This window comes from Arthrobacter sp. SAFR-044 (assembly GCF_059414985.1).
Genome location: NZ_JBPFDN010000004.1, coordinates 365,958 through 389,849, shown reverse-complemented (window position 1 = coordinate 389,849; position 23,892 = coordinate 365,958). Strand labels below are relative to the sequence as shown.

At 66.1% G+C, this 23,892-nt stretch carries 23 protein-coding genes and 1 pseudogene; 14 read left to right on the top strand and 10 right to left on the bottom strand.

The annotated features are described in order from the left end of the window. Window positions 1–386: 386 nt before the first annotated feature. The 3 genes and pseudogenes from ACR65J_RS09165 to ACR65J_RS09155 all read left to right on the top strand — a co-directional run. Window positions 387–822: pseudogene (locus tag ACR65J_RS09165) on the top strand (recombinase family protein); the annotation flags it as partial. A gap of 219 nt (window positions 823–1,041) precedes the next feature. Next, window positions 1,042–1,479, top strand: a complete 438-nt coding sequence (locus ACR65J_RS09160; RefSeq protein WP_440168019.1) for a VOC family protein — start codon at window positions 1,042–1,044, stop codon at window positions 1,477–1,479. A gap of 88 nt (window positions 1,480–1,567) precedes the next feature. Next, window positions 1,568–2,581: a DUF808 domain-containing protein gene (locus tag ACR65J_RS09155; RefSeq protein ID WP_440167980.1), complete on the top strand. Its 1,014-nt coding sequence runs from the start codon at window positions 1,568–1,570 to the stop codon at window positions 2,579–2,581. Between the two features lie 24 nt (window positions 2,582–2,605). Here ACR65J_RS09155 and ACR65J_RS09150 read toward each other — a convergent pair whose 3' ends face one another. Next, the gene (locus ACR65J_RS09150) at window positions 2,606–3,670 is read right to left on the bottom strand and encodes a spore photoproduct lyase family protein (RefSeq protein ID WP_440167978.1); all 1,065 of its coding nucleotides are present in this window, start codon (window positions 3,668–3,670) and stop codon (window positions 2,606–2,608) included. A gap of 210 nt (window positions 3,671–3,880) precedes the next feature. Between ACR65J_RS09150 and ACR65J_RS09145 the strand changes: the two genes are divergently transcribed. Continuing rightward, entirely contained in the window at window positions 3,881–5,479 is a 1,599-nt protein-coding gene (locus tag ACR65J_RS09145) for an ABC-F family ATP-binding cassette domain-containing protein (RefSeq protein ID WP_440167977.1), read from the top strand. Here ACR65J_RS09145 and ACR65J_RS09140 read toward each other — a convergent pair. The 4 genes from ACR65J_RS09140 to ACR65J_RS09125 are packed head-to-tail and all read right to left on the bottom strand — an operon-like array spanning window position 5,476 to window position 7,526. Beyond that, complete coding sequence (locus ACR65J_RS09140) at window positions 5,476–5,952, bottom strand: YbaK/EbsC family protein (RefSeq protein WP_440167975.1); 477 nt, start codon at window positions 5,950–5,952, stop codon at window positions 5,476–5,478. The genes ACR65J_RS09145 and ACR65J_RS09140 overlap by 4 nt on opposite strands. Before the next feature lie 3 nt (window positions 5,953–5,955). Further along, window positions 5,956–6,834, bottom strand: a complete 879-nt coding sequence (locus ACR65J_RS09135; protein ID WP_440167973.1) for an SURF1 family cytochrome oxidase biogenesis protein — start codon at window positions 6,832–6,834, stop codon at window positions 5,956–5,958. Further along, window positions 6,835–7,098 (bottom strand): hypothetical protein, encoded by a 264-nt coding sequence (locus tag ACR65J_RS09130; protein WP_440167971.1) that lies wholly within the window; start codon window positions 7,096–7,098, stop codon window positions 6,835–6,837. After that, on the bottom strand, window positions 7,095–7,526 hold the full coding sequence (locus ACR65J_RS09125; protein WP_440167970.1) for a DUF3099 domain-containing protein: 432 nt from the start codon (window positions 7,524–7,526) through the stop codon (window positions 7,095–7,097). Before ACR65J_RS09125 ends, ACR65J_RS09130 begins: the two co-directional genes overlap by 4 nt. A 153-nt stretch (window positions 7,527–7,679) precedes the next feature. Here ACR65J_RS09125 and ACR65J_RS09120 point away from each other — a divergent pair, with 153 nt between their 5' ends. Next, window positions 7,680–8,405 carry a beta-ketoacyl-ACP reductase gene (locus tag ACR65J_RS09120; protein WP_141160471.1) on the top strand — a complete coding sequence of 242 codons (726 nt, stop codon included), beginning with the start codon at window positions 7,680–7,682 and terminating at the stop codon, window positions 8,403–8,405. 142 nt (window positions 8,406–8,547) lie between these two features. Next, window positions 8,548–9,312: an SDR family oxidoreductase gene (locus ACR65J_RS09115; RefSeq protein WP_440167967.1), complete on the top strand. Its 765-nt coding sequence runs from the start codon at window positions 8,548–8,550 to the stop codon at window positions 9,310–9,312. 88 nt (window positions 9,313–9,400) lie between these two features. Here ACR65J_RS09115 and serB read toward each other — a convergent pair whose 3' ends face one another. After that, a complete protein-coding gene (serB, locus tag ACR65J_RS09110) occupies window positions 9,401–10,294 on the bottom strand; it encodes a phosphoserine phosphatase SerB (protein ID WP_440167966.1) in 894 nt (297 codons plus the stop codon). A gap of 124 nt (window positions 10,295–10,418) precedes the next feature. On the opposite strand from serB, the gene ACR65J_RS09105 reads away from it, so the two are divergent. The 5 genes from ACR65J_RS09105 (at window position 10,419) to lplAB (ending at window position 14,456) form a co-directional block, all read left to right on the top strand. Further along, window positions 10,419–11,204 carry an ABC transporter ATP-binding protein gene (locus ACR65J_RS09105; protein WP_440167964.1) on the top strand — a complete coding sequence of 262 codons (786 nt, stop codon included), beginning with the start codon at window positions 10,419–10,421 and terminating at the stop codon, window positions 11,202–11,204. Window positions 11,205–11,225: 21 nt separating this feature from the next. Beyond that, complete coding sequence (locus ACR65J_RS09100) at window positions 11,226–12,011, top strand: sulfite exporter TauE/SafE family protein (protein ID WP_440167962.1); 786 nt, start codon at window positions 11,226–11,228, stop codon at window positions 12,009–12,011. Window positions 12,012–12,018: 7 nt separating this feature from the next. Then, a complete protein-coding gene (locus ACR65J_RS09095; protein WP_440167960.1) occupies window positions 12,019–12,828 on the top strand; it encodes a TrmH family RNA methyltransferase in 810 nt (269 codons plus the stop codon). A gap of 175 nt (window positions 12,829–13,003) precedes the next feature. Beyond that, on the top strand, window positions 13,004–13,261 hold the full coding sequence (locus ACR65J_RS09090; protein WP_018761303.1) for a type B 50S ribosomal protein L31: 258 nt from the start codon (window positions 13,004–13,006) through the stop codon (window positions 13,259–13,261). An 88-nt stretch (window positions 13,262–13,349) separates the two neighbouring features. After that, window positions 13,350–14,456 (top strand): lipoate-protein ligase LplAB, encoded by a 1,107-nt coding sequence (lplAB, locus tag ACR65J_RS09085; RefSeq protein ID WP_440167959.1) that lies wholly within the window; start codon window positions 13,350–13,352, stop codon window positions 14,454–14,456. 90 nt (window positions 14,457–14,546) lie between these two features. On the opposite strand, the gene pepN is transcribed toward lplAB, so the two are convergent. Next, entirely contained in the window at window positions 14,547–17,234 is a 2,688-nt protein-coding gene (gene pepN, locus ACR65J_RS09080; RefSeq protein WP_440167957.1) for an aminopeptidase N, read from the bottom strand. 33 nt (window positions 17,235–17,267) lie between these two features. Further along, window positions 17,268–18,326: a YeiH family protein gene (locus ACR65J_RS09075; protein WP_440167955.1), complete on the bottom strand. Its 1,059-nt coding sequence runs from the start codon at window positions 18,324–18,326 to the stop codon at window positions 17,268–17,270. A gap of 113 nt (window positions 18,327–18,439) precedes the next feature. Between ACR65J_RS09075 and ACR65J_RS09070 the strand changes: the two genes are divergently transcribed. The 3 genes from ACR65J_RS09070 (at window position 18,440) to ACR65J_RS09060 (ending at window position 21,846) form a co-directional block, all read left to right on the top strand. Continuing rightward, window positions 18,440–19,996, top strand: coding sequence for a circularly permuted type 2 ATP-grasp protein (locus tag ACR65J_RS09070; RefSeq protein ID WP_255172209.1), 1,557 nt, complete (start codon window positions 18,440–18,442; stop codon window positions 19,994–19,996). A 75-nt stretch (window positions 19,997–20,071) separates the two neighbouring features. Next, on the top strand, window positions 20,072–20,998 hold the full coding sequence (locus ACR65J_RS09065) for an alpha-E domain-containing protein (protein ID WP_141160461.1): 927 nt from the start codon (window positions 20,072–20,074) through the stop codon (window positions 20,996–20,998). Beyond that, entirely contained in the window at window positions 20,995–21,846 is an 852-nt protein-coding gene (locus tag ACR65J_RS09060; protein WP_440167952.1) for a transglutaminase family protein, read from the top strand. Before ACR65J_RS09065 ends, ACR65J_RS09060 begins: the two co-directional genes overlap by 4 nt. 46 nt (window positions 21,847–21,892) lie before the next feature. Here the strand turns inward: ACR65J_RS09060 and ACR65J_RS09055 are convergent, their stop codons facing one another. Beyond that, window positions 21,893–22,360 carry a pyridoxamine 5'-phosphate oxidase family protein gene (locus tag ACR65J_RS09055; protein WP_440167951.1) on the bottom strand — a complete coding sequence of 156 codons (468 nt, stop codon included), beginning with the start codon at window positions 22,358–22,360 and terminating at the stop codon, window positions 21,893–21,895. A gap of 17 nt (window positions 22,361–22,377) precedes the next feature. Further along, window positions 22,378–23,829: an SDR family NAD(P)-dependent oxidoreductase gene (locus ACR65J_RS09050; protein ID WP_440167950.1), complete on the bottom strand. Its 1,452-nt coding sequence runs from the start codon at window positions 23,827–23,829 to the stop codon at window positions 22,378–22,380. Window positions 23,830–23,892 lie beyond the last annotated feature (63 nt).

The window sequence follows — 23,892 nt, the reverse complement described above, 5'->3', positions numbered from 1 at the left end:
GAGAACAGATACCCAATCCCCTATATATGGGTATCTGTTGAAAACACGAATGAAAATGCAGCCTCACTTACGAGGCTAGCCCTATATGCAGGTTCCCGACACCCCAACGCCTAGTAAAACCTGACGCATGCCGGATTTCAGCGCAGGATTCCCGACCACATCGCTTTGCCGATTTCAGACCGTCGGGACCCAGGTCACCGATACGACGCCGGTTGGAGGATTCCATATGCTGCGTTCGTTCGACCCACCAACCTTCGTAAACTGCGAAGATGGGAGTGTGCGTGCCGGGCCGCTGTATGACGTCTTGCGTCACGGTCACACCGGTCAACCGCGGCCCTGCTGCCGGAAGTGACATCGGCGAACACATCACGCTTCTGAACCCCGGCCGGCCCGGGATGAAGAAGCTCCTCGAATACGCGGAGCAGGGCGACACCGTCGTGGTGTGGCGAGTCGACCGGCTGGGCCGGTCGCTGATCGACGTCCTCAAGACCGTTAACCTGCTGCGGGAACGAGGGATCCACGTGCGGTCCATCTCTGACGGAATTGATCCGGCAACATCAACCGGCCGGTTGATGTTGAATATGCTCGCGCCCTTGCGGAGTATGAACGTGAGCTGATCGTTGAGCGCGTCAATGCCGGCATTGTCGCGGCGAGACAGAACGGACGCGCTTTGGCAGGCCGGCTTCGGATCCGATTGTTATCGCAGACAAGCTGGCCGTCGCGCAGGACGCCAGAGCGAAGGGGCGCACGGCCGAAGACGCGGCACGCCTGGTGGGCTGGAGTCGGGCGACGTTGTACCGGCATCAGCAGGCTCTCGCCACCCGCCAAAGTACCCCACATAGGCCTGCTGGTGAGCGGCGAAGAACGCTGGAAGATCCTACGACTTCACGTCGAGGACCAGATTCCACTCGCCACTCTCGCCCGCGACACAGGCATCAGTGCCCGAACCCTTGTCCTTGTCGCCGAGTCTACGTGGGCATGTGCGTTCCGGGCCTCTGCTGTCCTGCGCTCCGGGAACCCCGGCTTGGTAATCTGTCCCACATGCCCATCAAACTCGAGAATGTTGGTATCGCCGTCAGCGACCTGGAAGCGGCCATCGCGTTCTTTACCGACCTCGGGCTGACCGTCCTGGGCCGCCAGACGGTCAGCGGGGAGTGGGCGGACACCGCCGTCGGACTTGACGGCAATCACGCCAAAATCGCCATGCTGCAAACGCCGGACGGCCGCGGCCGCCTCGAACTCTTCGAATACATCCACCCCGACGCGATCGAGACAGAGCCCACCCTGCCTAACGAGATCGGCATGCACCGTGTCGCCTTCTCCGTTGACGATATCGACGACGCCCTTGAGATTGCAGCGAAACACGGCTGCCACCCGCTACGGGGCGTCGCAACCTACGAAGACGTTTACAAACTCACCTATGTCCGAGGCCCCAGCGGGATCATCGTGATGCTCGCCCAGGAACTGAACAAGAGCTGATACCCGTCCTGCCATATACTCCGAACATGCCAGTCTCGCACCCAGCCATTCTTGCCCGACCGACCGTCCGCAAGCGCGGGGGCCACCTATGAGCGGCGGACTCGTAGCCCTGCTGGATGACGTTGCAGCCCTGGCCCGCATCGCGGCGGCATCCGTGGATGACGTCGCAGCCGGCGCCGCCAAGGCAGGGGCCAAGGCCGCCGGGGTAGTCGTCGATGATGCCGCCGTCACCCCGCAGTACGTGTCCGGCGCCGACCCGTCACGAGAACTGCCGATGATCAAGAAGATCTTCTGGGGCTCCATCCGGAACAAGCTCCTGATCATCCTGCCCGCTCTGCTGCTCATCAGCGCCTTCATCCCCTGGATCATTCCGTTCATCCTCATGCTCGGCGGCACCTACCTCTGCTACGAGGGCGCCGAGAAGGTTTGGCACAAGCTCCGCGGCGGCCACCACGAGGAGGAAGAAGCCCCCGCGGTGGAACGCGGGCATGATGCGGAGGCCAAGGTAGTCAAAGGCGCGATCACCACCGACTTCATTCTGTCCTGCGAGATCATGGTCATCTCCATGAACGAGGTGGCCACAGAGTCCATCTGGGTCCGGGCGTTCATCCTGGTCCTGGTGGCATTCGCCATCACCGTACTCGTGTACGGCGCCGTCGCACTCATCGTCAAGATGGATGACATCGGCGTGCACCTTGCCGCCAAGGACTCTCCCCGCTCCAAGCGCTTCGGGAGGTTGCTGGTCACGGGAATGCCCGCCGTGCTTGCCACCATCACCTTCGTCGGAACGATCGCCATGCTCTGGGTTGGTGGCCACATCATGCTGCAGGGCGCCCATGACCTCGGCTGGCATGCACCCTATGACCTTGTCCACGCGATTGAGCACCCGGTGGCCGGGGTCGCGGTTGTCGGCGGTCTTTTGTCCTGGCTCGTCGACACGCTGTGCTCCACGGTCGTCGGGCTCGCCTGGGGCCTCGTTGTCATGGCCGTCGTTGGCCCCCTGCTGAAGGTACTGCCGTTCGGCAAGGCGAAAGGCGGGCACAACGAGGCCACCGCTCAGGCCGGAAATGGCGGCCACGGGCCCGACCAGCACAAAGACTGACAGATGCCGGGACCGCTGCGCATTTCAGAACGCGTAGCGGATGCGGCAGTAGGGCGCGATCTCCTCAATGAGCGCGGTCAACTGCCGCACATACCCGGCCTTGGCCCGTGATCTGTAGCGGACGTTGTTGAAACCGTTGGACGAGGTCTTCGACTCCTGGAGGTCGGGTCGCCAGAGGACCTTCTCAGCCTGCGGATGCCAGCCCAGGTTGACCTCGTGCAGCTGCTCGTTGTGGGTGAGGAAAATGACTTCCGCCGCGAGCTGCTCCTTGGCGGCCGGTGTCAGCGTGGCATCGAGCTGGCGCAGCAGTGCCTCCCAGTCGTCGAGCCAGGTGTCGGTGATGATGACGGGGGAGAAGTTCACATGCACTTCGTAGCCGGCATCCACGAATTCATTGATGGCTGCCATCCGCTCCGCCACGGGCGACGTCCGGACGTCAATGGACTTCGCCAGGTCCGCGGGCATGAGGGAAAATCGGACCCTGGTGTGGCCGCCGTGGTCCCACGCCAGCATCTCCCGGTTGACGAACTTGGTGGCGAAGGACAGCTTGGCGTTCGGCAGTTCCCGGTAGAGCGCCACAAGCTCCTCCACGTTGGGGCTGATCAGCGCATCCACCGAACAGTCGCTGTTCTCGCCGATGTCGTAGACCCACAGTTCCGGGTCGCACTGGTTGGGCTCCAGCTTGAGCCCCTGGCGTCTAGCGTGCCGCTCGAGCGTCGCAGCTATCTGGTCGATATTGGCGAACACCGTAATTGGATTGCTGTAGCCCTTGTGCCTCGGAACGTAGCAGTAGGCGCACGCCATGGCGCAGCCGTTCGCAGTGGAAGGTGCAATGAAGTCCGCCGAGCGGCCATTGGGTTTGACGGTCAGGGACTTCTTGACGCCAAGCACCAGCGCCTCCGTCTTGATCCGAGACCAGCGCGGCACGTTGGTTTCGTCACCGTGCAGGTCCGGGATGTTCCAATGGCTGTCCACCAGGACGACGTCGGCCCCCGGCCAGCGTGCGACGATCTGCCGGCCACGGGGCAGCTCCAGGGCGGCAGGCTGGGCGTAGATGCGCCGGATCTGGAGCAGCCGATCGAATTCCATCACCCCATTCTGCTTGAACCTCCCCGGCGCACCCGGCAGTTAAGCCCACGGCGCCAACACCGGAATGCCGGAAGTTTCTGCTGCTGAAACTGGCTTGGTCCGGCGGACGGTAGACTGGATTGTGCCGTTCTCCGGCCACTCTGCCCCAGCGTCCCCTCGCACACAGTGCACGGACCGTGGCGTTCCCTGTTGTGAAAGGCCTTACCTGCTGTGATTACTGTCCAGGATCTTGAACTGCGCGCCGGTGCCCGGCTCCTCATGGACCAGGTGAGCTTCCGCATCGACAAAGGGGACAAGATCGGCCTGGTGGGCCGGAACGGCGCGGGCAAGACCACGCTGACCCGTGTCCTCGCGGGCGAAGGCCTGCCCGCCGCCGGCAAGGTGAGCCGCAGCGGCGAAATCGGGTACCTGCCCCAGGACCCGCGGACCCCCGACATGGAACAGTTGGCGCGGGACCGCATCCTTTCCGCCCGCGGCCTGGACATCGTCGTCGGCAAACTGCGCAAGGCGCACGACGAAATGGCGAGCGAGGACGCCGACGTCCAGCGCAAAGCCATGAACCGGTACGACCGGCTGGAATCCGAGTTCCTCGCCGCGGGCGGTTATGCGGCCGAGGCCGAAGCGGCGTCGATCTGTTCGAACCTTGCCCTCCCTGACCGGCTGCTGAACCAGCCGCTCAAGACGCTCTCCGGCGGTCAGCGGCGCCGCGTGGAGCTTGCCCGCATCCTGTACTCGGATGCCGAGACCATGCTCCTGGACGAACCCACCAACCACCTCGACGCCGATTCCATCGCCTGGCTGCGTGACTTCCTGAAGAACCACCAGGGCGGCCTGATTGTGATCAGCCACGACACCGACCTGCTGGAAGCCACGGTCAACAAGGTGTTCCTGCTGGACGCCAACCGCGCGCAGATCGACTTCTACAACATGGACTGGAAGCGCTACCTCCTGCAGCGGGAAACGGACGAGCGTGCCCGGAAGCGTGAACGGGCCAACGCCGAAAAGAAGGCACAGGTCCTCATGGACCAGGCCAACAAGATGCGGGCCAAGGCAACCAAGGCTGTTGCCGCCCAGAACATGGCCAAGCGCGCCGAGCGGCTGCTCAGCGGGCTGGAAGCTGTCCGCGAGCAGGACCGCGTGGCAGCCCTGCGGTTCCCGGACCCCTCACCCTGCGGCAAGACCCCCCTCACCGCGGACGGGCTCAGCAAGTCTTACGGGTCGCTGGAGATTTTCACCGACGTGGACCTGGCCATCGACCGTGGCTCCAAGGTGGTCATCCTGGGCCTCAACGGTGCCGGCAAGACCACCCTGCTACGCATGCTCGCCGGCGTGGATACCCCCGACACCGGCGAGGTCATCCCCGGCCACGGCCTCAAAGTGGGCTACTACGCCCAGGAACACGAAACCCTGGACCACAACCGCACCGTGCTGGAGAACATGCGCTCCTCCGCGCCGGACATGAAGGACGCCGAGGTCCGCGGCATCCTGGGCTCTTTCCTCTTCTCCGGCGACGACGTCGACAAACCCGCCGGCGTGCTCTCCGGCGGTGAGAAGACCCGGCTGGCCCTCGCCACCATCGTGGCCTCAAGCGCCAACGTTCTCCTCCTCGACGAGCCCACCAACAACCTGGACCCTGCCAGCCGCGCGGAGATCCTCGGCGCCCTCCGCAACTACACCGGCGCCGTCGTCCTGGTCAGCCACGATGAAGGTGCTGTCGAAGCGCTGAACCCCGAACGGGTGGTCATGCTTCCCGACGGCGTGGAAGACCTCTGGAACGAGGACTACCTGGACCTGATCACCCTGGCCTAGCGCACCGCCAGTTCCAGGGCCCCGGTTATGCGGAGCAGCTCCTGGTAGGTGATGCTGAACATCGAGTTGTGGTCACCCGCTCCAGCCCACAGCAGCCCGTGGGCCTGCAGGGTTTGGTCCAGCAGGGTCCGGATTCTCTGCGGGTGGCCCACAGGGGCGACCCCGCCCACTTCCTGCCCGGTATGGTCCAGGACGAAAGCGGGGGAGGCGCGGCGGATTTTCCCGGTGCCGAGCTGGGCCGCCACCAGCGCAGTGTCCACCCTGGCCGCTCCGCTGGCGAGGATCAGCAGGGGTTCGCCGCCGACGTCGAAGATAAGGCTGTTGGTGACGGCGGCCAGATCGCATTCCAGCGCCTGCGCTGCTGCCGCCGCCGTGGGGACCCCGGCCGGAAAGGTCCGCACAGTATCGCCGACACCGGCCTCAACCAGGGCCGTGCGCACCAGGGCGACCGGGCCGCCGTTGTACGTTGCCATGCTTTAGTACCCCTGCGCGTCCAGCAGGGCGTCTTCTTCTTCCTCTGCCGTCGCCTTCCTGCGTTTGCGCGGCGGTGCCGGCTGGCGGCGGGCCGCAGGGACAGCCGAGTGGACCGCCCCGTCCAGGACCGTCTCGTCCTGGTCCTCGGCATCAATCTCTGCGTTGCGCGCCTGCTGCCGGGCGGCATAGCCGAAGCCGACGAACATCAGGACACCGAAGGCGAACCACTGGAGCGAGTAGGACAGGTGGGTCCCCTCATCCGTGGACGGCTTGGGGAAGGCCACCGGCATTTCCGCCGGCGTCGGTGTTTCCGAGGCCAGCTGGCCATACGCGCCAGTCATCAGGGGATAGCCCAGCTGCGCGGAGTAGGTGGGAAGGTCGATGGATGCGAGCTGCCCTTCAGGCGCCCCGCGCTGCAGTTCCGGCTCACCATGCTTCAAACGTACGACGGCGGTCACGTCGCCGGAGGGAGGGGCCGGCACGGAGTCCGGACTGCCCGGGTTCTTGTTGCCGATGGGCAGCCAGCCGCGGTCGATGACAACGGTTTCGCCGCTGGTGAGGCGGAAGGGGACCACCACTTCGTACCCGGGCTGCCCGTTGAGCGGCCGGTTGCGGACAACCCGCTGCCCGGCGGCGTCGTAGGAGCCCTTCAGCTCAACCTGGGTCCACTCCTTGGCGGGGTCCAACTGGGCGAACTGGTCCCGTGCCTGGGCAAAGGGAGTAGGAGTCGCCGAGTAGTTGCTGACCACGCGGTTGATCTCGGCCAGGGTCTCGGCACGCCGGTCCATCTGCCAGCGGCCCAGGAAAACGCAGGCGGTGGCAAAGATGGCGGCCAGCAGGAGATAGCCCAGCCACTTGCTGGAAAAGAGGAAACGGTACATTCAGATGTCCTGCTCCAGTGCGGCGTCGCCGGCAGCTTCCAGCGGGAGCGTTTCCTTCCACAGGCCACGCGTCTGCAGGTAGTCCTCCAGCCAGTCCCGGTGGTCCCCGCAGGCCAGCCAGGTCTTGCGGCGCTCGGGGGCATGGATTTTCGGGTTGTTCCAGAGAAGCTGCCAGGACGCCTGGGCCCTGCACGCCTTCCGTGAGCAGACGGCGCCGGCCTCCGATGCCACGTCCGATCCTGCTGCGAAATCGAAAATACTCATGATGCCTGCCGCTCCTCCCCGTGCTCCGGGTCCTCGTCCTTCACCAGTTCGCCCTGCAGTACGGCGCTTCCCGGTTCATCGTCCTCCACTTGAGCGGCAGGGCTTTCCAGCTCGGCCAGCGGCGCGGAATCCAACAACAGGTCACTGGGCGTCTCGGCTTTGTCGCTGCCGTTGGCGATCACCACCGCAATCCAGGGCAGGAACACTGCTCCCGCCACCGCAATGATCTTGAACCAGCCGTCCACCACGAATATCAGGATCAGGCAGACCATGCGGATGCCCATGGCCAAGGCGTACTTGATCATCCGCTGGCGCATATCCTCCGAATGCGCGGCGGCGGCATCCGTAATGCTGTGGACTTCGCTGTCGCCGGAGAACCGGCCCGGTTCTTCGGGCGCGGAGTGTCCCGCATGGTTTTCAAGGGTCACAGTGAATGATCACGCTCCAAAGGCTTCCCTTAATTCTCGCACCATCGGCAGTGCTGCCCAAACCCGCTGGGAGCCTGCCGCTAAGATCGGAGGCAGCCTAAACCACACCCCACTACCGCGGCGCAGCCTGCCGCAGAATTCCGGAGCCCCTTTATGACTGAAACAGCTTCCGCACCCCGCAGCGTCCTGGTGACCGGCGGCAACCGCGGTATCGGCCTGGCCATCGCCCAGGCGTTCCTCGCCAACGGCGACAAGGTGGCTGTGACCTACCGCAGCGAAACGCAGCTGCCGGAGGGCATCCTCGGCGTCAAGGCAGACGTCACCGATGAGGCTTCCGTGGACGCTGCCTTCAAGGAAGTGGAAGCTGCCCACGGTCCGGTGGAAGTCCTGGTGGCCAACGCCGGCATCACCAAGGACACCCTGCTGCTGCGCATGAGCGAAGATGACTTCACCTCAGTGATCGACACCAACCTCACCGGCGCCTTCCGCGTGATCAAGCGGGCGTCCAAGGGCATGATCCGGCTGCGCAAGGGCCGCGTGGTCCTCATCTCCTCGGTCTCGGGCCTGTACGGCGCGCCGGGGCAGATCAACTACTCCGCCTCCAAGGCCGGACTGGTGGGCATCGCCCGCTCCCTCACCCGCGAACTCGGGTCCCGCGGCATCACCGCCAACGTGGTGGCGCCCGGGTTCATCAACACGGACATGACGGCCGAGCTCCCCGAGGCCACCCAGAAGGATTACCTGGCCAGCATCCCGGCAGGGCGTTTCGCCGAAGCTGCCGAGGTGGCCAACGTGGTCCGCTGGATCGCAAGCGACGAGGCCGCCTACATCTCCGGTGCGGTTATCCCGGTGGACGGCGGCCTGGGCATGGGCCACTGACCCCCTCGGCCTCCCGCCGCTGCAGGAAACTACCCCCGGGGTCGTTATTTGTCGAAGTCAGACAACGGATCTTGGCATTGGCCGCTGGCATGATGGACTGCAGGCCACAACGATTTAGATGTTTCGAACAAAGGAAGCTCGTATGGGACTGCTGGACAACAAAACGGCGATCGTCACCGGATCATCGCGGGGCATTGGCGCCGACGTAGCCAAGATCCTCGCGTCGGAGGGCGCCGCCGTCGTGGTCAACTACCGCCAGAAGGCGCCCCGCGCCAACAAAGTGGTGCAGGGCATTGAAGCCGAGGGCGGCCGGGCCGTCGCCATCGGCGCGGACCTGACCACCCAGGAAGGTGTGCAGGCCCTGGCCAGCGCCGCCATGGAGAACTTCGGCTCCCTGGACATCCTGGTCCTGAACGCCTCCGGCGGCATGGAAACCGGGATGGGGGAGGACTACGCCCTCAAGCTGAACCGCGACGCCCAGGTGAACATGCTCAACGCGGCAGTGCCCCTGATGAAGGAAGGCTCCCGGGTGGTCTTCGTGACGAGCCACCAGGCCCACTTCATCAACACCGTCCCCACCATGCCGGCCTACGAGCCGGTGGCCCGCAGCAAGCGTGCCGGCGAGGACGCACTCCGGGACCTGATCCCCAACCTCGCGGAGAAAGGCATCTCCCTGGTGGTGGTCTCCGGCGACATGATCGAAGGGACCGTCACCGCCACGCTCCTGGACCGCTCCACCCCGGGCGCCATCGAGGCCCGCCGCGCCGAAGCCGGCAAGCTGTACTCGGTGGAGGAATTCGCGCAGGTTGTTGCAGGGATGGCAACGGCCGACGTCGAGTCGGGCCACACCGAGTACGCCGGCGGAGCGGATTACTTCGGCAAGGGCGCAGGGCAGGCTTCCAGCTAAAACGCCCTTTACGCGAGATGGCAGGTCGCGGCAATGTTCACGTTGGACACTGCCGCGACCTGCCATCTCGCGTTGGGGTGGAGAGGGATCAGACCCCGGCGATGTGGCGGACGGCGTCCAGGTAGGGCATGTTCAGGGCTGCGTCGGCCACGGCGCGGACGGCCGGCTTGGCGTTGAAGGCCACCCCGATGCCGGCGGCGCCGAGCATGTCAAGGTCGTTGGCGCCGTCGCCCACGGCAATGGTGTGCTCCAGCGCGATGTCTTCGGCGGCGGCCCACTCGCGCAGATACTTTTCCTTGGCCGCCCGGTCAACCACCGCGCCCAGCACCTTGCCGGTCAGCGCGCCGTCGACGATTTCCAGTTCGTTGGCCTGCCAGTAGTCCAGGCCCAGGTCTGCGGCGATCGGCTCAAGGATCTGGTTGAAGCCGCCGGATACGACAGCCACCGTGTGGCCGGCAGCTTGGAAAGCGGCCACGAGCTGATCGGCACCTTCGCTGAGCTTCACTTCCTTGCGCACGGAATGGACGACGTCGGCGGGCAGCCCCGCGAGCACCGCCACCCGTGCGTGGAGGCTTTGGGCGAAGTCGAGTTCGCCGCGCATGGCAGCTTCCGTCACAGCCGCCACCTCCTCGCGCTTGCCTGCATACGCCGCCAGGAGTTCGATGACCTCCTGCTGGATCAGGGTGGAGTCCACGTCCATGATCAGCAGCTTTCGGGCCGCAGAGCGGAGCCCGGCAGGCACCAGGGCCGTGTCAAAACCATTGATGGCGGCGTCCGCCACGGCGCGGCGGAGGGATGACAGGCCGGCCGCGGTCGAATCAGGAAGGGCCAGGTCATGGACCTGCACCTGGTACCGGCTGTCACCGGCGGAGGACTCGGACAGCACGTCGGCGCCGTCGAGGGCAAGGACGGAACGCAGCTGCTCCAGCCCGGCGGGGGTCATATTCAGGCCATAGCTGACCGCAGTCACGTTCGAAGTCATGCCTGCAATCTTAGCCAGCGGGGACCGGGCGGCTGAATTCGTTGCGGGGCGCCGGAGGCGAACCTTTAGGGTGCCTTCACACCGGTTATCAGTCGTCTTCTGTTTTGTCCTAGTGTCTACTCCTATGAGTGATGTTCTGGAACTGGACTCCGTCAGCGTTGTCCGAGGTAAGAAGACCCTGCTGGACAAGGTCGACTGGCAGGTCAACGAGGGCGAACGCTGGGTCATCCTGGGACCCAACGGGGCCGGGAAGACCACCCTTCTCCAGATCGCCGCCGCCCGCCTGCACCCCAGCAGCGGCACTGCCGGAATCCTCGACGAAACGTTGGGCCGCACCGACGTCTTCGAACTCCGCCCCCGCATCGGGCTTTCCTCGGCTGCGCTGGCCACCCAGATCCCGGAGCATGAGAACGTCCTCAACGTGGTGGTCACCGCCGCGTACGGCGTGACCGGCCGCTGGCGCGAAGGCTACGAGCGCGACGACGAACGGCGCGCCTTCCGGCTCCTGAACGACTGGGGCATGGGACCGCTGCTGAACCGGACGTTCGCCACCCTGTCCGAGGGCGAGCGCAAGCGGGTCCAGATCGCCCGGGCGCTCATGACGGACCCCGAGCTGCTGCTCCTGGATGAGCCGGGCGCCGGGCTGGACCTGGGCGGCCGGGAGGAACTGGTCCACAAGCTGGGCGAGCTGGCCCAGGATGAGTCGGCTCCGGCCATGGTCCTGGTCACGCATCACCTTGAAGAAGTCCCGCCCGGCTTCACGCACGCCATGCTGCTGCGCGATGGCGGCGTGGTGGCCGCCGGACCCATCACCGAGGTCCTGACGGAAGAGCACCTGAGCACCACCTTCGGGCTGCCTTTGGATGTCTCCGAGAACGCGGGACGCTACACTGCAACAGCACGCCGCTAGAACAGGCCTGCGCTAACTACCTTGGAACTCTTCAGCAGCATCATTGTGTTCATCGCCGGCCTGTGGGCCGGCACCATCAACGCGGTGGTGGGCTCCGGCACCCTTGTCACCTTCCCGGTGCTCATCGCCCTCGGTGTTGCACCCGTAACCGCCTCCATGAGCAATGCCATGGGCCTGGTCTTCGGCACGGGCGCCGGGGCCTTCGGCTACCGCCGGGAGCTGGCCGGCCGGGGACGGCAGGTGCTCCGTCTCCTTCCCGCCTCGGTCCTGGGCGGCGTCACCGGCGCCTGGCTCCTGCTGCACCTGCCGGAGAAAGTCTTCCACTACGTCGCCCCTGTCCTCCTGGTCCTTGCCCTGCTGATGGTGGTGTTCCAGCCCCGGCTCCAGGACTGGGTCCGCAACCGCGAGGCCAACCCCGAACACGCAGTCCGGGACAAGCGCCACGGGTTCCTCCTGGTGGTCTTGGTCTACCTGGCCGGCGTCTATGGTGGCTACTTTGTCGCGGCGCAGGGAATCCTGCTGGTGGGCATCCTGGGCGTGTTCCTCACCGGCACCATCCAGAACGCCAACGCCATGAAGAACATCCTGGTCCTCGGCGTGAACATGGTGGCCGCGATCTCCTACCTGCTGTTCGCCTTCGACCGGATCAACTGGCTGGTGGTCCTGCTGATCGCCATCAGCTCCACCATCGGCGGCCTCCTGGGCTCAAAGGTAGGGCGGAAGCTCTCGCCCCGCGTCCTGCGCGCCGTGATCTTCAGCCTCGGCATCGTGGCCCTCGGCGTCATGATCGCCAACCTGCTGAAATAATCACCCGGTGACCTTCCACCACCTCGAATCCGCCGATGACCCGCGCGTCAGCGACTACACCACCCTGACCGACGTGCACCTGCGCAAGCTCCGTGAACCCGCAGAGGGGATGTACATCGCCGAGTCCTCGCGGGTGCTTCGCCGGGCCCTTGCGGCCGGCCACCAGCCCCGGTCATTCTTCCTGGCTGAGAAGTGGATGGCGGACCTCGACGACGTCTTCAAGGCGTACCCGGACGTTCCGGTGTTCGTCGGCTCGGCTGCCCTGCTGGAGGAGATCACCGGGTTCCACCTGCACCGCGGCGCCATGGCGGCCATGCAGCGGCCGGCTCCGGTCCCGCTGCCGGACCTCCTCGCCGGAGCGAGGCGCGTGGCCGTGCTGGAGGACATCGTGGACCACACGAACGTGGGCGCCATTTTCCGTTCCGCGGCGGCGCTGGACATCGACGCCGTGCTGGTCTCGCCACGCTGCGGCGACCCGCTGTACCGCCGCAGCGTGCGGGTCAGCATGGGCACCGTATTCCAGGTTCCCTGGGCACGCCTGCAGGACTGGCCTTCGGACCTCCAGGTCCTCAAGGACCACGGCTTCACCGTCGCGGCCCTGGAACTGACACCCGATGCAGAGGATGTCGACGCCGTCGCCTCGCGTAACGTGGACAAACTTGCCCTGGTGCTCGGCACCGAAGGCGCAGGCATGAGCCGGGAGACTCTCGCCGCCGTCGACCTCGCTGTCAAAATCCCCATGCGCAACGGCGTGGATTCACTGAACGTGGCCGCTGCCTCTGCCGTCGCCTTTTGGGAGTTGCGCGCCCGGGACTGACCTGCGGCGTCACCCTGTGCCGCCAGGGGAGCCGGTTCGTCAGCCCCACCGGCATCGGCTATGATTGATAGCTGGTTGTCCTGCTTTTTCAGCTTCGGCTGATCCGACAGATCCCAGCCATCCCATTCATACCTGGCAGCTGGCAAAATCCAGTTGCGCGAACAAAGGTCCCATTATGAAGTCTGATACCCACCCGAAGTACGAAGCTGTTGTCTTCAACGACCTGGCCTCCGGCACCAAGTTCCTGACCCGCTCCACCGTGTCTTCCTCGAAGACCATCGAGTGGGAAGACGGCAACACCTACCCGGTCATCGACGTCGAAATCTCTTCCGAGTCCCACCCGTTCTACACGGGCAAGCAGCGCATCATGGACTCTGCAGGCCGCGTCGAGCGCTTCAACGCTCGCTTCAAGGGCTTCGGCGGCAAGAAGTAATTCCTTCGCCAAGCTTGTTTGCAGAAGGCCCGCACCGGAAACGGTGCGGGCCTTCCGCGTTAACCGCACACCTGCTTTCTGGGGCAGGATGGGACGCATGACCCAGTCTGTATTTCCTGCCAATAACGCCGCCAGCAACCAGCGCCTGCATGGGGAGTACAAGGTTCCCGGCGGCAAGCTGGTGGTGGTGGACCTGGCGGTGGTGGACGGCGCATTGGCAGACGTCTCCGTCAGCGGCGACTTCTTCCTGGAGCCGGACGAGGCCCTGACGGACATCAACCGCGCGCTGACCGGGCGTCCGGACACTACGCCTGCCGCAGACCTCGCGGCCGCCGTCACAGCAGCCCTGCCTGCCGGAGCCGTGCTGTTCGGCTTCTCTGCGGACGCCGTGGCCGTGACCGTCCGGCGGGCCCTGGCCAAAGCCACCTCCTGGGCAGACCACGAATGGAACGTCATCGCGCCCACCGTGCTACCCACGGAAATCAACGTTGCCCTTGATGAGGTGCTCACCGAGGCCGTGGGTGCGGGGGAGCGCACGCCCACCCTCCGGTTCTGGGACTGGCAGGAACCGTCGGTGGTCATCGGCAGCTTCCAGTCCGTTCAGAACGAGGTGGATCCCGAGGGCGTCGCCAGGCACGGCATCAATGTGGTCCGCCGGATCAGCGGTGGCGGCGCGATGTTCATGGAGGCCGGCAACTGCATCACCTACTCGCTCTACCTGCCCCAGACCCTGGTGGACGGGCTGAGCTTCGCCGACTCCTACCCGTTCCTTGACGCCTGGGTGATGGCCGCGCTGGAAAAACTCGGCATCAACGCCTTCTACATCCCGTTGAACGACATCGCCACAGACCAGGGAAAGATCGGCGGCGCAGCACAGAAGCGCCTTGCCAATGGCGGCATGCTGCACCACGTCACCATGAGCTACGACATCGACGCCGACAAGATGGTCGAGGTCCTCCGGATCGGCAAGGAGAAGCTGTCGGACAAGGGCACCCGCAGCGCCAAGAAGCGGGTGGATCCGCTGCGCCGCCAGACAGGCCTTGCCCGCACGGCCATCATCGAGGCAATGATCGAAGTGTTCAGCGAGCGTTACGGGGCCACGCCCTCAGAACTGGCCGTTCACGAGCTGGCGGCTGCCGAGGACCGGGTGGCGGCCAAGTTCGGCACCGAGGAGTGGCTCCACCGCGTCCCCTAGTGCCATCCATTGCTCCGTAATTGTCGTTTTGGCGCCCCAAAACGACAATTACCCAGCAACCGATGAGTGGGCCCACGCCGGCAGGGTACCCTAGCCGAGCGCAGCGATGTTAGGGGGCCGGTGGGGAACGACGGCGGCCTGTGCGGTGAGTGCCCGCAGCAGGTGGCTGCGCTGCTCGATGATGATCCGGCGCAGCGCGTGCGGCGCGTCCCGGTTGGCGTCCAGCCAGGCATCCGTCCGACGGACCACGGGGTGGTCTTTGGGCTCCACGCCGTCCGCGAGGTCCTGGGCGGCGGGGTAGAGGCCGCGGACAATCCGGCTGGCGATCTCGATACTCCGCGCGTCCCAAACAGCGCGCAGGCAGTCGAAATAGGGCTCCACGTAGGGCTCGAGCATGTCCGGGGACGCGGTGATGAAGCCGCTGATGGTAGCAGTCAGGAGCTGGTTGGACAGCCCGGTCCCGTGGACGGCCGCATCCCAGGCAGCAACCTTGACGTCGCGGTCGGGACGGGACGCCATGGCTGTTGCGTGCCCCGCCCGGCCGGAGGCAGTGGTGTCGCGCGCCAGCTCGGCGTCGAGCTCGGCTGCGGAGGCCTGGCCATTGGCTGCCAGGGCATGCCAGAGGTGCCAGCGCAGGTCCGCGTCCACCGCCAGCCCCTCCACCGGTGAGCTGCCTTCGAGCAGGCCACGGAGGCGGGGGAGGAGGGCGCCGTCATGCCTGCTGAGCGTGCCGACGGTGCGGGCCCAGGCGAGCTGCTGGTCCGACCCCGGGGCGGCGTGGTCCAGCTGGCCAGCGGCAGCTGTAAGGAAGGACGCGCGCACCCTGCCACGGGCGCCGGCGGGCGTATAGCGTTCGACGGCGGTGGCAGCGTTCTCGAGGATGTTCAGCAGGACGCCGATCCCCGTCTCAGCCGGGGCGAAGGCGGTAACGGCGTCAACGTACAAAGAGGCGGGGCTTTCGCCGTCCCGGGCTGAGTTCCACAACGCCGTCCAGCACAGGGCCCGGGCCATGGGATCGGTGATCCGGTCCAGCGAGGAACGGACCGTCGCCAGTGAGGCCGGATCCAGCCGCACCTTGGCGTAGGTGAGGTCGTCATCATTGACCAGCAGGAGCGCGGGCCGCGGCTTGCCTGCAAGCTGGGGGAGTTCCGTCCAGGCACCGGCCACGTCGGTTTCGATGGTTCCGGTCCGCACCAGGGCACCGTCGGCGTCAAAGTCGTAGGAACCCACGCGGAGGCGGTGCGGGCGCAGCTCCTCCCGTCCCGTGACCGGGTCCACCGCCTCCTGGACGATCGTCACCTGTCCCAGCAGGCCGTCGTCGCCTGTTGCCCCACCCTGCAAGCCGGGGTCCTTGGACGAACCGTCCGTGGAAGAAATGTCGAGCGACAGCGTGGAAATACCGGACGTCTGCAGCCACCGCCTGGCCCAGCCGGACAGTTCCCGTCCGGATGCGGCGTCAAGGGCAGCCAGCAGGTCTGCCAACGACGTGTTCCCGTACGCGTGTTTGCGGAAGTACTCCCGCGAACCCGCGATGAAGGAGTCAAAACCCACGTACGCCACCAGCTGTTTGAGGACCGAGGCGCCCTTGGCGTAGGTGATGCCGTCGAAGTTCTGCTTCGCCGCTTCAAGATCGGGGATGTCAGCCACGATGGGATGCGTAGTGGGCAGCTGGTCCTGCACGTAGGCCCATGCTTTGCGTTTGTTGGCGAAGTTGACCCAGGCGGTGTCCCAGTCCGTCGCCCGGTCAACGCCAAGGGTTCCCATGTAGTCGGCGAAGGATTCCTTGAGCCAGAGATCGTCCCACCACTGCATGGTCACCAGGTCGCCGAACCACATGTGCGCCATCTCGTGCATCAGGGTGTTGGCCCGCGCCTGGTACTGGGCGTCGGTGGCGCGGGAGGTGAACACGTAGCTCTCGGTGAACGTGACCAGTCCCGGATTCTCCATGGCACCCAGGTTGTACTCGGGCACGAACGCCTGGTCGTACTTGCCCCACGGGTACGGGTAGTCGAAGAGGCGGTTGAAGAAGTCCAGGCCTTTCTTGGTCAGGCCGAAGAGATGGCCAGTGTCAAAGGAGTCCGCCATGGAGGCGCGGCAGTAGAGGGCAAGCGGGACGTCCAGGCGGGCGCCGTCGTCGAGCGTTGCCTGCCAGCGGTCCTCGGCCCTGAAGTAGGGCCCGGCCAGGATGCCGGTGATGTAGGTGGACATCGGCAGGGTGGGGGCGAAGTCCCAGCGCGCGGTGGCAGGATCGCTGGTCAACAGGGTGCGGTTCACCTCTGCGCCGTTCGAGGCCACGTTCCACTCCGCCGGAGCCATCACGTGGAACGTGTAGGTTGCCTTGAGGTCGGGCTGTTCGAAGTTGGCGAAGACCCGGCGCGCGTCAGCCGGCTCGTACTGGGTGTAGAGGTAGCACTGGCCATCGGCGGGGTCCACGAACCGGTGCATGCCCTCGCCGGAGCGGCTGTACAGCGCGGTGCCGGTCACCGTCACCTGGTTCTCCGCTCGCAGGTTGTCCAGCATGATCCGTGCGCCGTCCACCACGTCCCCCACGGGCAGGCTCTTGCCGTTGAGGATCACGCTGTGGACGCTGCTGCCGATGAAGTCCAGGAAGGTGCCGGTGCCGGGAACGGCCGTGAAGGTGATGACACTGCGGCTGGTGTAGCCGGGAACGGCTGGATCTGCTGCCTGCCGCACATCGAGCGAGACGTCGTAACTGGTGGTGCTGATCAGGGCTGACCGTTCGGCGGCTTCGCTGCGCTGCAGATTCTCATGTGACACCCGGCTATCTAATCACGCTGCCGGCGCGTCCGCTCAGCCCGCGATCAGGAAGGCAGCTGCCAGGCCCAGGACGGCAATCAGGAGCCAGGATGCCAGGGCCGCCAGGAGCGCCTGCCCGCCGGTATGGAGCAGCGTCCGGATCCTCACGGCCGAGCCCAGCCCGAACAGGGCCGCGCCCAGGAGGATGTCCTGCAGTGTGGCACCGGCGTCGAGCCAGGCCGGGGCCAGCCAGCCGGTGGAGCGCAGGGCCACCATGGCCACGAAGCCCACCACGAACAACGGCACCACCGGCGGCATTTTCGATGTGGTGCCGTTGGCGGCGCCCAGGGCGCGCGCACCGTTCCGGTGGTGCGCGCCGGCCGCGGCAACAACAGGCGCCAGCAGCAGCACCCGGGTGAGTTTGACGACGACGGCGATCGCCAGGGCAGCGGACCCGGCAGTCTGCGCCGTGGCCACCACCTGGCCGACGTCGTGCACGGACGCCCCGGTCCAGGCGCCGAACACCGTGGCCGTCAGGCCCAGGGGGTGGGCGAGGAGGGGCAGTACGCCGATGGCGAGCGTTCCGCAGAGCGTCACGAGGGCTACCGGCAGGACGGTTTCCGCGTGCCGGATGCGGCGGACGGCGGCCATGGCGCCGATGGCCGATGCGCCGCAGATGGAGAAGCCGGTGGCTACCAGGAGCGAGGTCACCGGCGGGAGGCGGAACAGCCGCGAGATTGCATAGGTGCCGCCGAAGCTGGCCGCCACGACGCCCACGATCAAGACCAGGGCCGGCCACCCCAGGTCGAGGACATCCATGACGCTGACTTTCAGGCCCAGGAGCACGATCCCGCCGCGCATCAGGTGCTTGCCCGCGAAGTCCAGTCCGGGCCGGGCCCGGCCCCCGGTCCAGCTGCCGGCGCCGGGCAGGTTGGCCGCAAGCACGCCCAGGACCACTGCCATGGTCATCGCCGGCAGCGCCGGTACCAGGCCGTGCACCATGAAGGCCACGGCCACAGCGGCCGCTGCCGTCAACAGGCCCGGAACCAACCGCGCCACACGGCGCCGGAAACTGCCATGGCCCGGCACTGGGAGGCTTCTGCTGCTTGGCACTCACCTACTCTGCCCGACGAGGCCAGTAAAGTACGAACCGGGCTGCCGGCGACAACACGCCAGAATGGATGGCAGTAATGAACTCGAAACAAAAAGATGGTTGGCTATTGGACATGTCAGACCTATTCCAGGATTACTCCGAGGCCGCCGGCCGCACCGGAGCCTACGACGAGATGTTTGCCCCCGGGCAACAGGCCAGGGACTCGTACGGGCAGGTGGCGGAGGCGCTCCGGAAGCTCTCCCTGGCGGACGTCAGCGCACGCGCCGACTCCATGGCCCGCACCTTCCTGGACCGCGGGGTAACGTTCGACTACGCGGGCGAGGAACGGCCCTTCCCCCTCGACATCGTGCCCCGTGTTATCCCCGCGGCTGAGTGGGATGTCCTGGAACGCGGTGTGGCGCAGCGCGTCCGCGCCCTGGAAGCGTTCCTGAACGACGTCTACGACAAAATGACGGTGGTCTCCGACGGCGTGATTCCCCGCCAGCTCGTGACCACCAGCGCCCACTTCCACCGGCAAGTCCACGGCTTTGAACCTGCGGGCGGGGTCCGGGTCCACATCTCCGGAATCGACGTGGTCCGCGACGCCGCAGGCACTTTCCGCGTCCTGGAGGACAACGTCCGCGTCCCCTCCGGCGTGAGCTACGTCCTGGAAAACCGGCGCGCCATGGCCAAGGGCCTGCCCGAGGCATTCGGCCAGCAGCTCATCCGGCCCGTGGAGGAGTACCCGCGCCGGTTGCTCTCGGCCCTTCGCAAAACCGCACCGGCCGGCGTGGACGATCCCACCGTCGTGGTCCTCACCCCCGGCGTCTTCAACAGCGCCTACTTCGAGCACACCCTCCTGGCCGGCCTCATGGGCGTGGAACTGGTGGAGGGCCGCGACTTGATCTGCCGCGGCAACCGCGTCTACATGCGCACCACGGCGGGCGAACAGCGCGTGGACGTGATCTACAAGCGGATCGACGACGACTTCCTGGACCCGCTGCAGTTCCGCTCGGACTCCATGCTCGGCTGCCCCGGGCTGGTCAATGCTGCCCGCGCCGGCGGCGTGACGATCGCCAACGCCGTGGGCAATGGCGTGGCCGACGACAAACTGGTTTACAGTTACGTGCCTGACCTGATCCGCTACTACCTCAGCGAGGAGCCCATCATCGCCAACGTGGACACCTTCCGCCTCGAGGAAAAAGAAGCCCGGGAGTACACCCTGGACAACCTGGCGGAGCTGGTGGTCAAGCCGGTGGACGGCTCCGGCGGCAAGGGCCTGGTCATCGGTCCCGATGCCTCCAAGGACGAGCTCGACGCCCTCCGCCAGCGGATCATTTCCGATCCCCGCGGCTGGATCGCCCAGCCGGTGCTGCAGCTCTCCACCGTTCCCACCCTGGGCGGTGACAAGTTCGGTCCCCGCCACGTGGACCTGCGGCCCTTTGCGGTCAACGACGGCGACGACGTCTGGGTCCTCCCGGGCGGCCTGACCCGCGTTGCGCTGAAGGAAGGGTCGCTGATCGTGAACTCCAGCCAGGGCGGCGGATCCAAGGACACCTGGGTCCTTGCCGACTCACCCCAGATGCCCGTGGAAACCGTTCCACGCCAGTCCGTCACGGTCCGTGAACGCGTCTCGGTGTGGCCCGTGGAAAGCAACTGGCGCGACCGCCAGTCGGAGCAGCAGCAGTGAGCCGGGCACTCGGACACGTGGCCGCCGTCGGGCGTTTCTTTTTGACCATTCCGGGCGCGCAGGAGGTAGCCGCGAATGCTTAGCCGTATTGCCGAGTCCCTTTTTTGGATCGGCCGCTACGTGGAGCGGGCTGACGGTACCGCCCGCATCCTGGACGTCCACCTGGAACGCCTGAACCACCTCCCCATGGAGGAGCGGAAGAGCGTGGCCCAGGAGCTCCTGGCTGTCATGGGCGCCAAGCCGCAAAGCGAGGATTTCGGCCTGCCGGAACTGCTCCATGCGCTGGCGTATGACAAGACCAGTGCCACGTCCATTGCCGGTTCGTTGGGTGCTGCCCGGGAGAACGCCCGCCGCGCACGCGAGACCGTGTCCTCGGGGCTGTGGGAGAGCCTGAACACCACCTACTATGGGCTGAGCCAGCACCGCAAGGACGTGGTGGGCACGTACCGGTTCTGCAACTGGACCTTGGAGCGCACGGCCATGGTCAGCGGCCTTGCCGACACTACGGTGAGCCATGACGAAAGCTGGCTCTTCCTGGTCCTGGGCCGTTCGCTGGAGCGAGCGGACATGACGGCGCGGATGCTCTCCACGCGTGACGTCCTCTCCGCAGGCATGTCCTGGGTGAACATGCTGCGCTGTGCCGGCGCCTACGAGTCCTTCCTCCGCACCCGCCGCGCTGCGTTTGGAGACCAGCACGCTGCTGAGTTCCTGCTCCTGGACCGGCTGTTCCCGCGGTCCATTGTCTACGCGCTGCGGGACGCCGACGAGTGCCTGGCCAAGCTGGACCCATCCGCACAGCGCGTCGGCTTCATCAACGACGCCCGGCGGATCGTGGGCCAGGCCCGGACCTTCCTTGAGTTCCACCGCACGGACGACCTCATGTCCGAACTGCCCGAGCACATGGAACGTGTGCAGAAGGCGGTGTCGCAGGCTTCGGACGCCATTTCCCGTAAGTACTTCAATCAGGCGGACGAACTCGCCTGGGTGGGAGAAGTGTCATGACCCGGTTGAGCATCGTCCACAGGACGGCGTACAAGTACAACAAGCGGGTGACGCTGTCCTACAACGAGGCCCGGATGACGCCGCTGACGGACTCGCAGCAGGTGGTGCTGGAGTCCGTGGTGAAAGTTTCCCCGTCGCAGGCGGCGGTCAGCACCTACCGTGACTACTGGGGGACCAGGGTTACGGCCTTCGACATGCAGATGCCGCACGAAAACCTCGAGGTGGTCTCCAACATCACGGTGGAGGTGCACAGGGCGGAAAAGATCCCCGCGGAAGCGGACATCGTGGGCTGGGATGAGCTGGCGTCGGCGGAGACCCTCGACGCGTTCAGCGACTGGCTGCCGCAGTCCCGGCTCAGCGGCCCGGGCGACGAGGTCCTGGGCATCATCCCCGGCGTCGTGGCCGGAAAGAATCCGCATGAGGCCGCCATGGCTGTCTTCGCCTGGATGCGCGGGGAGATGACCTACATGTCCGGCTCCACTGCCGTCACCACCAACGCCGAGGAAGCCTGGGGCCAGCGCCAGGGTGTGTGCCAGGACCTGGCGCACCTGGCCATCGGTGCGCTGCGCAGCTGCGGCATTCCGGCGCGCTACGTCTCCGGCTACCTGCACCCGCGCTCCAGCGCCGGGATCGGCGAGACGGTGGCCGGGCAGTCGCACGCATGGCTGGAATGGTGGGACGGGGACTGGCGCAGCTGGGACCCCACCAACCACAAACCGGCCGGTGACTTCCACGTCACCGTGGCCAGGGGCCGCGATTACCGGGACGTGCCCCCGCTGAAGGGCATCCTGTCAGGCGGCGGCGGCTCCGCCCTGAAGGTCAGCGTGGAGATCACCCAGCTCGCCTGACGCGCAGGGTTCCCCGGCCTTCATGGCCGGGGAACCCGCCGTCGGCCTATTCCTGCGAAGCCTTGGCGGAGCCGCTGATCTGTGTCCACCATGTCATTGGATCGGTGACCTTGAAGCGGCGGCCCGTGACACTGTCCGGGGTGATGCGGACGAAAGCGTCCTTCCGCCCGGCCTGCCAAGGGAAGAGATACAGGCGGGAAGTCTCCAGCACTTCCTCCGTGCTTTTGACCAGGGCGGCCGTGCCCTTGATGACCACGCTCCACGCCAGGCCGGTATCGGGGTCCACACCGTCCGCTTCCACTGCCACGGGGGCATCGCCTGAGGCTGCCGACAATTTGGTGCCCTGGCTGGTGCGGAAGACCAGCGTGCCGCCGTCCACAGTGAAGTTGACCGGGAAAATGTCCGGCCGGCCATCAACGAGGACCGCCAGCCTGCCCACGGACACCGTCCGCAGCAGTGCCCAGCATTCGTGGTGTTCGAGATTCTGCACTTGGGTGGATGACTCGTTGCTCATGCCGTGAGCATACCCGCTCACCAGGGGCTGGGCTTGTAATCCTTCAGGAAGACGCCGTACTGGTCCTCGCCCTTTTCACCCATGACAATCGGGTCGTAGACCCGGGCCGCGCCGTCCACCAGGTCCAGGGGCGCGTGGAAGCCTTCCTCCATGAGCCGGACCTTGGTGAAATGCGGACGCTCGTCCGTGATCCAGCCGGTGTCCACGGCCGTCATCAGGATGCCGTCCGTATCCAGCATCTCCTGCGCGCTGGTGCGCGTCATCATGTTGAGCGCGGCCTTGGCCATGTTGGTGTGCGGGTGTCCAGGGCCCTTGTAGGCGCGGGAGAACTGTCCTTCCATGGCGGAGACGTTCACGATGTATTTGCGCCGCGCGGTGGACCTCTTCATGGCGCCCCGGAGCCGGCTGACCAGCAGGAACGGCGCGGTGACGTTGCAGAGCTGCACTTCGAGCATCTCCAGGGGATCCACTTCGTCCACCACCTGCGTCCAGCTGTTGATGGTTGCGAGGTCCGGGACCAGGCCGCCGGCGTCGATGGCGGTCCCTGTGGCGATGCGCTCCAGCGAGGCAGAGCCGGTGGAGAGGGCCAGCGAGGTGATCGCATCGCCGGCCAGGACCGGGTGTTCGGTGACGCTGCCTGCGAGGGCGAGCGGGTGCTTGTCGTGGGCATGGCCGAACGTCAGCAGTTCCGGGCCGCCGTTGGCCGGCTCCAGCGATGCCGGGAGCGGCTCGTCCTCGGCATCCACCAGCGGCTTGTAGGCGTTGCCTGAACGGCGCACGGTCTGGGCCGCGTTGTTGATGATGATGTCCAGGGGGCCGGCCTCGTTGAGCGAATCGGTCAGGGCCATGACCTGGGCGGGATCGCGCAGGTCGATGCCCACGATACGGAGCCGGTGCAGCCATTCGCCGCTGTCTTCCATGGCTGCGAACCGGCGTGCGGCGTCTTTGGGGAACCTGGTGGTGATGGTGGTGTGGGCTCCGTCGCGCAGCAGCCTTAGCGCGATGTACATCCCGATCTTGGCCCGTCCTCCGGTGAGCAGGGCGCGCCGTCCGGTCAGGTCAGTCCGGGCATCGCGTTTGCTGTGGCTGAAGGCCGCGCATTCCGGGCACAGCTGGTGGTAGAAGGCATCCACCTGGGTGTAGTGCTGCTTGCAGATGTAGCAGGGCCGGGACCGGAGGAGGTGCCCCGCGACCTTGCCGGCGGCCGATGGTGCCAGCTTGTTGCCACGGGTTTCGTCATCGATGCGGTCCGGGGCGGCGGTGGCGGTCTGGGCGATCACGGCACGGTCGGCATCGGCGATGGAATCACGTTTGGTGACCCTGCGGTGGCGCTTGACGGCCTTGAACATCTTCCCCGTGGCGCGGCGCACCGAGATGTAGTCCGGGTGCTCCTCGTCGTACGCATGGATGGTGTTCAGGACCTTGAGGCAGGCCTGGATGTCCTCAGGGGTCAGATCGGGGGAGCTCATTAGGAAAATTTTACAGCGTACGCCGCAGGCCGCGGCACCACCGGTGGTGCCGCGGCCTGCGGA

Excerpts from the sequence above, each read along its gene's own strand:
- ACR65J_RS09160 (WP_440168019.1), top strand. The coding sequence starts at position 1,042 with ATGCCCATCAAACTCGAGAATGTTGGTATCGCCGTCAGCGACCTGGAA.
- ACR65J_RS09155 (WP_440167980.1), top strand. The coding sequence starts at position 1,568 with ATGAGCGGCGGACTCGTAGCCCTGCTGGATGACGTTGCAGCCCTGGCC.
- ACR65J_RS09150 (WP_440167978.1), bottom strand. The coding sequence starts at position 3,670 with ATGGAATTCGATCGGCTGCTCCAGATCCGGCGCATCTACGCCCAGCCT.
- ACR65J_RS09140 (WP_440167975.1), bottom strand. The coding sequence starts at position 5,952 with ATGGCAACGTACAACGGCGGCCCGGTCGCCCTGGTGCGCACGGCCCTG.
- ACR65J_RS09135 (WP_440167973.1), bottom strand. The coding sequence starts at position 6,834 with ATGTACCGTTTCCTCTTTTCCAGCAAGTGGCTGGGCTATCTCCTGCTG.
- ACR65J_RS09130 (WP_440167971.1), bottom strand. The coding sequence starts at position 7,098 with ATGAGTATTTTCGATTTCGCAGCAGGATCGGACGTGGCATCGGAGGCC.
- ACR65J_RS09120 (WP_141160471.1), top strand. The coding sequence starts at position 7,680 with ATGACTGAAACAGCTTCCGCACCCCGCAGCGTCCTGGTGACCGGCGGC.
- ACR65J_RS09115 (WP_440167967.1), top strand. The coding sequence starts at position 8,548 with ATGGGACTGCTGGACAACAAAACGGCGATCGTCACCGGATCATCGCGG.
- serB (WP_440167966.1), bottom strand. The coding sequence starts at position 10,294 with ATGACTTCGAACGTGACTGCGGTCAGCTATGGCCTGAATATGACCCCC.
- ACR65J_RS09105 (WP_440167964.1), top strand. The coding sequence starts at position 10,419 with ATGAGTGATGTTCTGGAACTGGACTCCGTCAGCGTTGTCCGAGGTAAG.
- ACR65J_RS09090 (WP_018761303.1), top strand. The coding sequence starts at position 13,004 with ATGAAGTCTGATACCCACCCGAAGTACGAAGCTGTTGTCTTCAACGAC.
- lplAB (WP_440167959.1), top strand. The coding sequence starts at position 13,350 with ATGGGACGCATGACCCAGTCTGTATTTCCTGCCAATAACGCCGCCAGC.
- ACR65J_RS09070 (WP_255172209.1), top strand. The coding sequence starts at position 18,440 with ATGTCAGACCTATTCCAGGATTACTCCGAGGCCGCCGGCCGCACCGGA.
- ACR65J_RS09065 (WP_141160461.1), top strand. The coding sequence starts at position 20,072 with ATGCTTAGCCGTATTGCCGAGTCCCTTTTTTGGATCGGCCGCTACGTG.
- ACR65J_RS09060 (WP_440167952.1), top strand. The coding sequence starts at position 20,995 with ATGACCCGGTTGAGCATCGTCCACAGGACGGCGTACAAGTACAACAAG.
- ACR65J_RS09055 (WP_440167951.1), bottom strand. The coding sequence starts at position 22,360 with ATGAGCAACGAGTCATCCACCCAAGTGCAGAATCTCGAACACCACGAA.
- ACR65J_RS09050 (WP_440167950.1), bottom strand. The coding sequence starts at position 23,829 with ATGAGCTCCCCCGATCTGACCCCTGAGGACATCCAGGCCTGCCTCAAG.